The organism is Candidatus Thalassolituus haligoni (assembly GCF_041222825.1).
Taxonomy (GTDB): Bacteria; Pseudomonadota; Gammaproteobacteria; order Pseudomonadales; family Oceanobacteraceae; genus Oceanobacter; species Oceanobacter antarcticus.
On the sequence record NZ_CP139482.1, the window covers coordinates 2909306 to 2922604 of the forward strand.

The 13299-nt window shown below is 54.9% G+C and carries 12 protein-coding genes; all 12 read right to left on the reverse strand.

Features of this window, described 5'->3' with window-relative positions; translation table 11 throughout:
• Positions 1–351, reverse strand: a complete 351-nt coding sequence (locus tag SOJ49_RS12925; protein ID WP_369854913.1) for a hypothetical protein — start codon at positions 349–351, stop codon at positions 1–3.
• Entirely contained in the window at positions 344–1132 is a 789-nt protein-coding gene (locus tag SOJ49_RS12930; RefSeq protein WP_369854914.1) for a ParA family protein, read from the reverse strand. The genes SOJ49_RS12925 and SOJ49_RS12930 overlap by 8 nt, the downstream gene beginning before the upstream one ends.
• Entirely contained in the window at positions 1089–1460 is a 372-nt protein-coding gene (locus SOJ49_RS12935) for a hypothetical protein (RefSeq protein WP_369854915.1), read from the reverse strand. The genes SOJ49_RS12930 and SOJ49_RS12935 overlap by 44 nt, the downstream gene beginning before the upstream one ends.
• 24 nt (positions 1461–1484) lie before the next feature.
• Positions 1485–2639: a chemotaxis response regulator protein-glutamate methylesterase gene (locus SOJ49_RS12940; protein ID WP_369854916.1), complete on the reverse strand. Its 1155-nt coding sequence runs from the start codon at positions 2637–2639 to the stop codon at positions 1485–1487.
• 59 nt (positions 2640–2698) lie between these two features.
• Positions 2699–4954: a chemotaxis protein CheA gene (locus SOJ49_RS12945; RefSeq protein WP_369854917.1), complete on the reverse strand. Its 2256-nt coding sequence runs from the start codon at positions 4952–4954 to the stop codon at positions 2699–2701.
• Between the two features lie 12 nt (positions 4955–4966).
• Positions 4967–5740 (reverse strand): protein phosphatase CheZ, encoded by a 774-nt coding sequence (locus SOJ49_RS12950; protein WP_369854918.1) that lies wholly within the window; start codon positions 5738–5740, stop codon positions 4967–4969.
• Between the two features lie 15 nt (positions 5741–5755).
• Positions 5756–6142 (reverse strand): chemotaxis response regulator CheY, encoded by a 387-nt coding sequence (gene cheY / locus SOJ49_RS12955; RefSeq protein ID WP_369854919.1) that lies wholly within the window; start codon positions 6140–6142, stop codon positions 5756–5758.
• Positions 6143–6477: 335 nt separating this feature from the next.
• Positions 6478–7167: an RNA polymerase sigma factor FliA gene (locus SOJ49_RS12960; protein ID WP_369858066.1), complete on the reverse strand. Its 690-nt coding sequence runs from the start codon at positions 7165–7167 to the stop codon at positions 6478–6480.
• 51 nt (positions 7168–7218) lie between these two features.
• Positions 7219–8040, reverse strand: a complete 822-nt coding sequence (locus tag SOJ49_RS12965) for a MinD/ParA family protein (RefSeq protein ID WP_369854920.1) — start codon at positions 8038–8040, stop codon at positions 7219–7221.
• A 1-nt stretch (position 8041) separates the two neighbouring features.
• Entirely contained in the window at positions 8042–9406 is a 1365-nt protein-coding gene (gene flhF, locus SOJ49_RS12970) for a flagellar biosynthesis protein FlhF (RefSeq protein WP_369858067.1), read from the reverse strand.
• 81 nt (positions 9407–9487) lie between these two features.
• A complete protein-coding gene (flhA, locus tag SOJ49_RS12975; protein WP_369854921.1) occupies positions 9488–11701 on the reverse strand; it encodes a flagellar biosynthesis protein FlhA in 2214 nt (737 codons plus the stop codon).
• A gap of 181 nt (positions 11702–11882) precedes the next feature.
• Positions 11883–13181, reverse strand: a complete 1299-nt coding sequence (locus SOJ49_RS12980) for a homoserine dehydrogenase (RefSeq protein ID WP_369854922.1) — start codon at positions 13179–13181, stop codon at positions 11883–11885.
• Positions 13182–13299 lie beyond the last annotated feature (118 nt).

Below are 13299 nucleotides of genomic sequence, written 5' to 3' on the forward strand. Positions count from 1 at the left end.
TCACCCGCACAAATCAAGCCGGAGCATCAACTGCCCGCAAGACTGCAGTACCTGCTGCTGTAAGCGGGTGCCATGCGGCAACTGGCGCAACAATGACAAGCTGTCCAGCAATTGCAGCGGCAGCCCTTGTGGACGACTGTCACCACAAGGTTGTAGCGGCACCAGTGCCATCCCCGGACGCAGCGAGCTGCTATGGCACACCAGACTGACCGGCTTCACCTTATCGTGTGGCACGGATGTGGCTTGCGTCAGCAAGCTGTCCCAATCGGTTTCAACCGTTGCGCTGTCCGCCAGCAAAGTATCCAGGTAACTCGACACCACACCATCAACACACCGGCTCGTATCAACCATGGTTCGCCTTCTCAATCTCGTTATCCAGCAAGCTGAGTAAATGGCGATAGGCGCGAACTCCCCGGCTTTCGTCTTCCAGCTGATGAGGAAACAGACCCAGCTGACTGGCATCACGCAAGCGGGTATCCACCGGGATCGGCTCCGGTGACAGCTTGTCACGATAGATACGACGCATCTCTTTCAGCGTCGTCACCGAAGCCAGGGTACGACGGTCAAACAGTGTCGGTACAATCAGGTACGGCAATTCCCGCCGTTGTGAACGCATCACCATTTTTAAGGTGTGCACCATACGTTCCAGCCCTTTCAGCGCCAAATGTTCGGTCTGGGTCGGAACCACCAGCTGCTGGCAAGCCGCCAAGGCATTCACCATCAGCACTCCCAGAATCGGTGGCGTATCCAGTAAGGCATAGTCGTACTCATCCCACACCTGAGCCAGTGAGCGTGACAACACTAGGCCCATGCCTTCCTGGCCACTGACCTGGCGCTCCAGCGTTGCCAACGACGTCGCCGCAGGCAATAAATGCACATTCCGTAAACTCGTCGGTCGGATCACCTGGCCGATATAATCGCGATTCTTGCAATTATTGTTAAAAAACAATTGATACATACTGTGCTCAAGACTGTCAGGGTCGAGTTTGAAATAGCTCGACAGCGAGCCGTGAGGGTCCAGATCCACCAGCAATACCCGGTGGCCACGCTGACCAAGCAAGCCACCCAGCGTTACCACGCTGGTGGTTTTACCTACGCCACCTTTCTGATTTGCAATCGACCAGACTCGCACTCTGATTACCTCTGGTTAACGGCAATACGGCAACAAGTTGCCGCCGGTTGCCAATTCGTCGTTTCAGGATGCCGCACAGATGTCGACCAACCTGCAATAAAACGTCCACTAAGCGATAACGATGAACGGGATGAACGGATAAAACACCCCCGTTATTCTGTGCGGCAAAAACCATTCCAGAACCCGCCCATGAATAGCCGTTCAGACAGCCGTTCAGCCTGATATTGATGTTCGGACGGTAGATGACGGTAGATAATGCAGCAGGAATACCGCTGCCTGATGATGCTCGCGGGTGCCGGAGTAACAAGGGAATACGCCAATAAGCCATGCCAGCCTCCAAAGCAGGATGCAATCAAACCAGCTCGGTGGCCAATTTGAGTCCAACGTCCTTGAGCGCAACAACATCATCCACATAGCCAGCTTTGGTGACCGCCATTGGCATGCCATAAATCACGCTGCTGGCCTCGTCCTGGGCCCAGATATGGCCACCGCTTGCTTTCATCAGCCGTGCACCTTCTCTGCCGTCTGCACCCATCCCGGTGAGCACAACGCCGAGGGCACTGGCACCAAAATGCTTGGCTGCCGATGCAAAGGCAATATCCACACTGGGACGATAATTCACTCGTTCATCACTTTCGCGAATACGGATAGCCGCTTGTCCACGGCTTTCGACCATCAGCTGCATCCCGCCCGGTGCAACGTAGACATGACCGGGAACAATCCGGTCACCATCCTTCGCCTCCTTGACGTTGAGGGAACTGATGCTGTTAAGGCGTTCGGCAAATGCCTGGGTAAATGACGCTGGCATGTGCTGAATAATAATCACCGGTTTACGGAAGTTGGCTGGCAAACTCTTGAACAATGTCTGCAACGCCGCCGGGCCACCGGTAGAAGTACCGATCAGTACCAGCTCAATACCCTTCAACTGTTTACGAGCAGCCTCTCTGACGGCAGGCACCGGTGCTTGATCCCGGTCAGCCCGGACGGTACCGGATGCCACCGTTACCGCAGGAGAAGCTGTCGCGAGCGGCGCTGCCGTAACCGGCACGTCCGTTACCGCCTTGCTGGTTGTCACTGGCGGTTCGGTCGTCTTGTCCTGTCGACCCATACGGCAGGCAGACACCGCGACAATTTTTTCAGTCAATAGCCGCCGCATATCTGCGGTGCCCTTGGCCACCGCATCAAAATTTTTCGGCAGATAATCCAGAGCACCCGCATCCAGGGCATCCAGAGTGACCCTGGCACCTTCAAAGGTCAGAGACGAAAACATCAACACCGGCACCGGTCGCCGTATCATGATATTACGCAGCGAGGTAATGCCATCCATCACTGGCATCTCGTAATCCATGGTAATCACATCAGGCTTGAGGGAATCATTCAGCTCAATGGCCTCACGACCGTTAGAAGCATCACCAATAACCGTCATACGCGGATCAGCATTTATAATGTCGGCAACCCTGCGGCGAAAAAAGCCGGAGTCATCTACCACCAGCACACGAATGGCCATAATCGCGAAGTCCCGTTAGCCCGGCCAATACCGGGCCTCTGCAAAAGAGAATGCGGCGGTCAAGCCGCCGAAGAATGACGAGCAGCGTAACGATTCAGCATGCTGGGTATATCCAGAATCAGAGCAATACGACCATCACCAGTAATGGTGGCTCCAGCCATACCCGCCGTGCCTTGCAGCATTTTACCAAGCGGCTTGATCACCACCTCTTCCTGCCCAATCAACTGATCCACCACAAATCCGACGCTCTTGGTGCCCACCGAGACCACCACCACATGTCCACTGGCATCCGCGCCAGAACTGGCCTCGCCACGAATCAGCCAACGCTTGAGATGAAACAGCGGAATCGGCCGGTTACGCACCACCACCACTTCCTGACCATCAACGATATTGGTCTGGGTCAGATCGAGATGGAAAATTTCGTTGACGCTGACCAACGGGAAGGCAAACGCCTGGTTTTTCAGCATCACCATCAAGGTCGGCATAATCGCCAGCGTCAACGGCACTTTGATACGGATGGTCGTGCCTACGCCTGGCTTGGAATCAATACTGATAATGCCATTAAGCTGGGTGATCTTGGTTTTCACCACGTCCATGCCCACGCCACGGCCCGAGACATCGGATATTTCTTCCTTGGTCGAAAAGCCGGGCGCAAAGATCAGGTTAAAACACTCCTGCTCCGTCAGCCGGTCAGCCGCATCCTGATCCATGACATTTTTTTCCACCGCCTTGCTGCGCAGTACTTCGGCGTCCATGCCCTTGCCGTCATCCTGAATCTGCAACAGGATGTGATCGCCTTCCTGCTCCGCCGACAGAATCACCAGCCCGACCCGTGGTTTGCCTGCGTGTTCCCGTTCTGCGGGTGTCTCGACACCATGGTCGACAGAATTCCGCACCAGGTGAACCAGTGGATCCGCCAGCGCTTCAACCAGGTTTTTATCCAGATCTGTGTCTTCGCCGCGCAATTCCAGATTAATTTCTTTTTTCAGCTGCCGGGCCAAATCACGCACCACGCGAGGAAAACGGCCAAATACTTTTTTGATCGGCTGCATCCGGGTTTTCATCACCGACGACTGTAAATCGCCCGTCACCACATCCAGATTAGCCACCGCCTTGGCCATGGATTCGTCCTGACTCTTCAGGCCCAGCCGTACCAGACGATTACGCACCAGCACCAGCTCGCCAACCATATTCATAATATCGTCAAGGCGCTTGGTATCGACTCGCACGGTTGTTTCAGAGGTTGCGTCTTTCTCTACTGCCTTGCGTCCGCTGTCGGCGGCTTTTGCCGCCGGTGTGGCAGCAGCATTGATCGGCGTTGGCGCAACGGCCTTGACCGGCTCAGGCTGGGCGACAGGAGCCACTGTTTCTACAGCGGCAGCAGTCGCCTCTGGCGTTGAGTTTGAGTCCGTCTCACTCTCAACGCTTCCAGCAAACGCATGCTTGCCCTTGCCATGCAGACGATCCAATAATTCTTCGAATTCGGAATCCGTTATTAGATCCGCAGACCGGGGCATAACCTCCGGCTCACTGCTTTCTGATGTTGTTCCCCGCTCACCGGATGCGTCATCTGCTGGCGACGCCGGAGTGCTGCTGTGTTTGCCCTTGCCATGAATCTGATCCAGCAGGGCTTCAAATTCATCTTCGGTAATTTCATCGCCACTCGCCGCCGATACCGCCGGCAAGTCAAACAGGTCGTCATCATCAGCCGCTGGCTCTGACACAGATGAGGTTGGCTCTGTTGCTACTGGTGTAGCGGCGTCACCATCCAACGCCGTCAACAGCTGTTCAAATTCATCGTCGGTAATATCGTGGTCGTCGACCAACCCAGTCGCAGGATTTGCTCCGCCGACAGTCATCGTTTCTGCGGCCTTGGTATCATTCACAGACTCAGCAACACCACCCACAACTTCAGCGTCCCCGGACTGGGGTTCCGCCAGCAGATGCAGCTGGTGTATCAGTTCAGGATCGGCAGACTGGGGCTGGCGGCTGGCACGGACGTCATCAAACATTTCGTTCACGCAATCCAGCGCCTGCAATACCACATCCATCAGATCAGCATTAACCCGACGCAAGCCGTTACGCAGGGTATCGAACACGTTTTCTGCGGCATGACAGCAATCTACCAGCGGCGATAGCTGTAAAAATCCGGCTCCCCCTTTGACGGTATGAAAACCGCGAAAGATAGCATTGAGCAGATCCTTGTCATCCGGACGCTGCTCGAGATCGACCAGCTGTTCAGATAACAGCTCGATAATCTCGCCAGCCTCTACCAGGAAATCCTGGAGGATCTCTTCATCAGCATCGAAGCTCATTCATCTGCCCCTTTAAAAACCCAAACTGGACAACAGGTCATCAACGTCATCCTGACTGGCGACCACGCCATCCACCGTTTTATCAATCTGTGGGCCTTCAGCAGCAATCGCAGAGACCTCGTCTTGTTTAACCAATTCCAGATCTGCATGTGTAATACCCGTAATGGAGTCGACCGTACCCGCCATCACCACCAGATTAACCAGCCGACTTTCCACATCCCGAACCAGCGTGGCCACTTTCTGAATCACCTGGCCGGTCAGATCCTGGAAGTCCTGAGCCAGCAGTATGTCGGAGAGCTGATCTTTCAACTCGCCGGACTGCTGTTGGCTAGTGGTCAAAAAAGCGTCGATATCCCGCGACAATACCCGGAACTCATCCGGCTTGAGTTCTTTGTTGAGAAATCGCTGCCATTGTTGCCCTAATGAACCGGCCCGATCCCGAATCGCAAGTGCCAACGGCATGCCGGCATCCACCAGATCCATGGTCCGATTAGCCGACTTGTTGGTCATCTCGATCACGTACTCAAGTTTGTCGGTCGCGCTTTCGATTTCTGACCCGGCACCCGGCGATTCGATGTTGAGGTTTTTGATGGCTTCGTGCAGTGCTCTGGTGAGTCGACCAATTTCTTCATACAGGGTCTTATCCCGTACATCATTCAGCTGATTCACCAGGGACACCGCATGACTGATTTCGCCGCGTTCAATGCTTTCCACCATCGACTGCGCCAGGTTTTTCATTGCCAGGCTGGTCGACTGCGCCAGTTGTTGCGAATTACTCTCGGACATGGGTAAACCCTGGAGTTAGCCTTCGACACGCTCAAAGATTTTTTCAATCTTTTCCTTGAGCACTGCAGCAGTAAATGGCTTCACGACGTAACCGTTAACACCAGCCTGAGCAGCCGCCACGATCTGCTCGCGCTTGGCTTCTGCTGTCACCATTAATACGGGCAAGCTTCGCAGGCGCTCGTCTGCCCTCACTTTCTTGAGCAAATCGATACCTGTCATACCTGGCATATTCCAGTCTGTTACCAGGAAATCGAAGTCACCTTGCTGCAGCATCGGCAAGGCGGTTGATCCATCATCTGCTTCTGCGGTGTTGGTAAATCCCAGATCGCGCAGCAAATTTTTAACGATGCGTCTCATCGTGGAAAAATCGTCAACGATGAGGATTTTCATGTTCTTGTCCAAAACGACCTCCAATAGTCGACTTTTCTAACAAGCCGTTTCTGATGCCCATTGATACCCGTAGTACTCAAGGACTCTACTGCAAGTGTAGACCCAGTCTGACGGTTATCCAGCAAGCCTGGAGAGTTTCCTGTTGTCGCCATGGCCAACCACTAACAACCGCAATCCCTGCGGTTTCATACTGTCAACAAGGGTATCGGCCAGACAGGGGAAAACTGAAAAAACAAGCACAAAAGACGGGAGCAGAACCCGCCCGTTGTATGAACTCAAGTCCGTATTGACTCCGTGTCGGGCGCACTCAACGTCGTACAGTCCCGATGGCAATGCGTCCTATCGATTCAGCTTGCCCAGCCACCCAGTCGAGCCTTTAACCGATGGGCCGCCTGACTGTGAATCTGACACACCCGGCTTTCACTCACTCCCAGTACGGCGCCTATTTCCTTGAGGTTGAGTTCTTCATCATAATAGAGCGATAACACCAGTTGTTCCCGCTCCGGCAGGCCGCGAATGGCATCCGCCAGCTGCTGCTGAAAGGCACTCCGTTCGATACTGTGGGACGGATCATCGCTGCTGGACAACAGGGCATCAACGCCATCAGTACCGTCGTTGTTTTCGAGCATTTCTTCATAGCTGAACAGTCGGCATCCAGCGCTGTCGCGCAGGATTGCGTGATAGTCGTCGGCACTCAGTCCCAGACGCTCAGCCACGTCACTGTCTTCCGCATCGCGGCCGGTTTCACCTTCTATTTGCTGGATCGCTTCACTGATCCGGCGGCTGTTGCGATGCACCGAACGTGGTGCCCAATCGCCCCGACGAATTTCATCCAGCATGGCACCCCGAATACGGATGCCAGCATAGGTTTCAAAGCTGGCGCCTTTGTCGCCATCGTATTTACGCGCTGCTTCCAACAAGCCAATCATGCCAGCCTGGATCAGGTCATTGACCTGCACCGAATCCGGTAGCCGTGCCATCATGTGATGGGCGATACGCTTGACCAGAGTCGCGTGCTCGTGCACACGCTCATCCACCTTGTGTTTTTCAACCTCGGTATAGGCGAGGCAACTGCTCCGATTCACAACTCACACTCCAACCTGTTGCTGCACCAGCCGATCAACAAAAAATTCCAGATGACCCCGTGGTGTCGTTGGTAATGGCCAGGCATCCACTTTTTTCGCCAGCGCCCGGAAGGCAATCGCCGCACGGGAACGGGGATAGGTTTCAATCACCGCTTTCTGACGCTGCACCGCCCGTTTGACGGCGTCGTCCTGGGGAACCGCGCCGACATACTGCAAAGCCACGTCGAGGAAGCGATCCGTCACCTTGGTGAGTTTGGCAAATAGCGCATGGCCGTCTTGTGGGGTACGAACCATATTGGCGACGATACGAAAGCGGAACATGCCGTAATCCCGACTTAACAACTTGATCTGGGCGTAGGCGTCGGTAATCGAGGTGGGTTCGTCGGTCACTACCAGCAATACTTCCTGAGCCGCACACACAAAACTGAGCACGGTATCGGAGATGCCCGCTGCGGTATCAACGATCAAGACGTCGATATCGTCGCCCAGCTCACTGAAGGCCTGTATCAACCCGGCATGCTCCCTATTGTTCAGCTGCGACAGTTTCTGGGTACCAGAGGCCGCCGGTACAATACGAATACCGCCAGGGCCACGAACCATGATGTCGCGCAGGTCACACTCCCCTGCCAGTACATTTTCAATGGTGCGGGCGGAACTGATACCCAACAGAATATCGATATTGGCCAATCCAAGGTCAGCGTCCAATACCACAACACGACGCCCCAGCTCAGCCAGTCCGATCGCCAGGTTGACGGAGACGTTACTTTTACCCACGCCTCCCTTGCCACCGCTGACTGCAATGACTTGAACAGGATGATTTGCCATATTAATGAACTCCTTGTTGGGAACCGGTCTGGCGACAATTGGCCAGACTCATGGCCTCTGCGGCCTGCCAGCGGGTACGCGCCATACGCGCCATTTGCTCCGCTAGCCTGACTAACTTGCCTGCATCCGGATAATGCAGGTCATCGGGAATCTTCGGGCCATCCGCAATCATCACTAATGGCAACCGGGTCAGGGCTGCCACACTCATGGCAGGCCCAAGACTGAAACACTCGTCCAGTTTGGTAAAAATACAGCCCGCCAGTCCGGCCGGTTTGAAGTGTTCATAATTTTCCTGCAAGCAACGTCCCTGACTGGTCAACGGCAAGGTCAGCAAGCAGCGCATGCGCGGACCACTGCCCTTGCAGGTACAGGCCTGCTTCAACATCGATAACTGTCCCTGAAACGATGGATCCTGACTCGCCAGGCCAGCGGTATCGACCAGCACCAGGCGCTTCTTTTTCTTACCCGTCAGTGTTTCCAGCGTCGCCGCCAAGTCTTCGCCTGGGGCCACGGTGTGTAATTCCACGCCTAAAATCCGGGCCACTGAACGCAACTGGTCATGCGCGGCAACGCGATAGCTGTCGATACTCACCAGCGCGACGGCATCAGCACCGTGTTGGATAACAAAGCGGGCGGCCAGTTTGCCAATGGTGGTGGTTTTTCCGGCACCGGTCGGACCCACAAGGGCAAAGACGCCACCTTTGTCGAGACTGCCCTGTTTGGCGACCGGCAAATCGACCGCCATCTGCCGCAACACTTGCTTCCAGGCCAGCCCCATGTCGTTCTGTTCTGTGACCTGCGAGACGATCCGATCCGACCAGGATGGTTCCAGCCCGACATCCTGGCAACGCTGCCACAGCTGGCTTTGCTTCCAAGTGATCGGACGACCAGTATCCCAGGCGCTGCCACCGTGGCTGACCATCCAGTTTTTTAATTCACTCAGTTCACCACTCATGCGTTCCATCATCTGGTGATACTGGCTGTCATTACTGCTGGCAGACGGCCGTGACGATTGCTCCCTGCCGTCTTCCAACACCGGTGTTGATGACGGTCGTGTTGACGGCTGTGCTCCTGCTCTGTCCGGCATGCTTACGGGGGTAAATTCAGGTAATGGCTCTCCAGCAGCGCGGGCACGCTGACGTTCACGGCTCATATCCTTGGCGCGCTCCAGTTCCCGCTGCAGTTCGAGCTGACGTTCAACCTCGACCGGATTCTGTTGCTCACTCTGGTAATCCAGCGCGGCGACCACTTCAAACCCCTCGGCGACTTTCTTGCTCGACAGAATGACGGCATCAGCCCCCAGATCCTGGGACACCAGCCGTAACGCCTGCTGCATATTGGTTCCCATGAAGCGTTTTACTTTCATAGCCACATCTCGCTCTGAATCATCAGGGATTTCCCCAATGCGGTTATCCAGTGACCAACCCTTGCCACCCGGTGTTTTTTATCAACGTTTACTGCCGACAGCAGCCGCAATATTGATACTCTTGTTGTCCGGTATTTCCTGGTACGCCAGCACATGAAGCTGCTCCAGGGTGTTACGAACAAACTGCGCCATCGCTGCCCGTATCTGACTGGTCACCAGCAATACCGCCGGGTGGCCCGCCATTTCCTGTGCCTGCACGGCTTCCGCTAACGAGCGTTGCAAGGTGTCGGCCATTGCCGGTTCAAGAATCAAACCGGCTTGCCCACCCGTTTGCTGCGCCTGCTGTAATGACTGTTGATAGGACTTGAGCAATAACTGTTCCAGTCCTGGATCCAGGGTGACAACCGGCAGCTCATCCCCGTGGCCATAGATGTTCTGGACGATCAGGCGCCGCAGACCCATACGGGCCGATGCCACCAGAGCGGCAGGATCTTGACTATTGGCGGGGCTATTCGCCAAAGATTCGGCGATTGAGCGCAGATCCCGAATCGGCACCTGCTCTTTCAACAGACTTTGCAGTACGGTCAGTAACTGGCTGATCGAGACTTTATTCGGTACCAGCTCTTCAGCCAGCTTGGGGGAGGAAGTCGCTAGCATGTCCAGCAGCTTCTGTACGTCTTCGTGTCCCAATAATTCGTGGGCGTGACGATAGAGTTTCTGATTCAGATGGGTCGCGACAACGGTACTGGCATCCACCACGGTGTAACCGAGTGTCTGGGCGCGGTCTTTCTGGCTGGATTCAATCCAGAACGCATCCATCCCGAATGCCGGGTCACGTGCCGCGATGCCGTCAATCTTGCCAAAAACTTCACCGGGATTAATCGCCATTTCCCGTTCCGGGTAAATTTCGGCTTCAGCCAGCGTAACCCCCATCAGGGTGATGCGGTATTGGTTGGGTAACAGATCGAGATTGTCGCGAATATGAACCGAAGGCATCAGGAAACCCAGATCTTGCGATAGCTTGCGCCGCACCCCCTTGATCCGGTTCAACAGCTGGCCACCCTGATGTTTGTCGACCAACGGAATCAAACGATAGCCCACTTCCAGACCGACGCGATCCACCGGTTCCACGTCGTCCCAGCCCAGCTCCTTGACCTCCAGCTGCTTGATCGCTTGTTCGGCTTTTTCTTTCGGTGCTTCCAGCGCCCCGCCACTGCCCCGCACCGGCAATTTTTCCTGGGCTTTGGGCTTGCCGCCCAGCCGTTTCACCACCGCATCCCCCAACTGGCCGCCCTCTTTCTTGTAACGAATGGCATAAGCCAGACCGCCCGCCACCAGCGCGGAACTGAGGAAGATGGTATGCGGCATACCGGGCACAACCCCCATCAGGAACATCAATCCGGCAGCAACCCCCAGTGCTTGGGGGGCGGCAAACATCTGGCCAAACACCTGCGCACCCATGCCTTCATCACCGCCATTACGCGTCACCATAATGGCAGTCGCGGTCGACAGCAGCAGCGACGGAATCTGGGCAACCAGACCGTCACCAATAGCCAGCAAGGTATACACCTCCACGGCATCGGCAAAATTGAGGTTGTGCTGGCCCATGCCGATAGCAAAACCACCAACAACGTTAATGATCAGAATCAGAATACCGGCGACGGCGTCGCCTTTGACAAATTTGCTGGCACCGTCCATCGAGCCATAAAAATCGGCTTCCGCCGCGACCTCGTTACGCCGACTGCGGGCCTGGTCGGCATCAATCAAACCGGCATTAAGATCCGCATCGATGGCCATTTGCTTGCCCGGCATGGCATCCAGAGTGAAGCGAGCACTCACTTCGGACACCCGTCCGGCACCCTTGGTGACCACCACAAAGTTGATGATCATGAGGATCATAAAGACCACCAGACCAACGGCGTAGTTACCGCCAATCAATACCTCGCCGAAGGCTTCGATCACCTTGCCAGCAGAGTCTCCCCCTTCATGGCCATTCATCAACACCACGCGAGTGGAGGCAACGTTTAACGCCAGCCGCAACAAGGTTGCCACCAGCAGGATGGTCGGGAAAATAGTGAAATCGAGTGGCCGCAGGGCATACACACTCACCAGCAACACAACAATCGACAGAGCAATGTTGAAGGTAAAAAACGTATCCAACAGCAAGGGCGGCAGCGGCAGCGTCATCATCCCCAACAGGATCACCACCATTAATGGCACACTGAGGTTACCCTGGGACAGCAGCGACATACCTTGCTTGACGTGAGAAAACACTTGAGATGTGGCCAATGCCATAACCCTACCTGTCAAAAAACCGTTATCAGACAGGGGGATCGCAATAAATGGGCCAGAAGCAAGAAATCGGAAATCGGAAATCGGAAATCGGAAATCGGAAATCGGAAATCGGAAATCGGAAATCGGAAATCGGGAATCGGGAATCGGGACAAGGCGGCCGATAACGGCCGCCTGACCAGCATCAGTCCAGGTGTTCAACCCGAATACGGGTCACATCGCCAACCGTGCTGTCCAGCGCCTGAATAGCGGCAATGGCACCGTTCATGGTTTTTTCCACGATACGATGCGTCAGCAAAATGATCTGTGCCAGCTCTTCACCTTCTTTTGGCTCTTTCTGGATGATGGCTTCAATATTGATGCCGCGCTCACTCAGAATCGTCGCGACTGACGCCAGCACACCGGTTTTGTCCTGTACCTGGATCCGCAGGTAGTAGGAAGTTTCAACCTCCTCAATCGGCAAGACCTGCTCGTTTTCAATCTCGTTATAAGCCAGGTGATTGACACGGGCAGCCGCATCCGCTTCCAACGTGCGGGCCAGATCAATAATATCCGCTACGACGGCAGACGCGGTTGGGCCAGCACCGGCACCGGCACCGACGTACAGTGTATCGCCGACGGCATTGCCGTTGACCATCACGGCGTTTAATACGCCATCAACCTTGGCAATTGGCCGGGCTTCCGGAATCAGGGTCGGATGCACACGTAAATCGATGCCTTTTTCTGTCTGGCGGCTGACACCCAGATGTTTGATGCGATACCCCAGTTCTTCGGCATACTCGACGTCATCCTGAGTAATTTTGCTGATGCCTTCGGTATAGCAGCGCGCAAATTGCAGCGGAATACCGTAGGCAATCGACGCCAGAATCGTCAGTTTGTGGGCAGCATCGATACCCTCAACATCAAACGTCGGATCGGCTTCAGCGTAACCCAGCTGCTGGGCTTCTTGCAGTACGTCGTTAAAATCTCGGCCCTTGTCGCGCATCTCGGTCAGGATAAAGTTACCCGTACCGTTGATAATACCGGCCAGCCAGTTGATACGGTTGGCAGCCAGTCCTTCCCGCAGCGCCTTGATGATAGGAATACCACCGGCCACACCGGCTTCGTACATGACCGATACGCCTTTCGCTTCCGCCAAGGCAAAAATCTCTTCACCGTGTTCCGCAATCAGCGCCTTGTTAGCCGTCACTACGTGCTTGCCGTGCTCAATGGCCGTCATCACCAGCTCACGTGCCACCTCGTAGCCACCAATCAGTTCCACCACCACATCGATATCGGGGTTTTTAGCCACTTCAAAAATATCGCTGGTCATAGGAATATTGCGGGTGTCGCAATCCGGATTGGGACGACGCGTTCCGATTTGCGCCACAATAATCTCGCGACCTGCCCGGCGTGCAATATTTTTCGCATTGGTGGTCAGTACATTAAACGTACCACCACCGACTGTACCTAAACCGCAGATACCTACTTTTACCGGCTTCAAGGTCTTCTCCTCTCTTCTGGATTAAATCGAACGTTGCAGCGCTGTGCGTCGTTCTTACGTTGTTTGATGCTGACTGCAATAACGGCTTCACATTAACGGCTTTTACCGTCATGCCGCC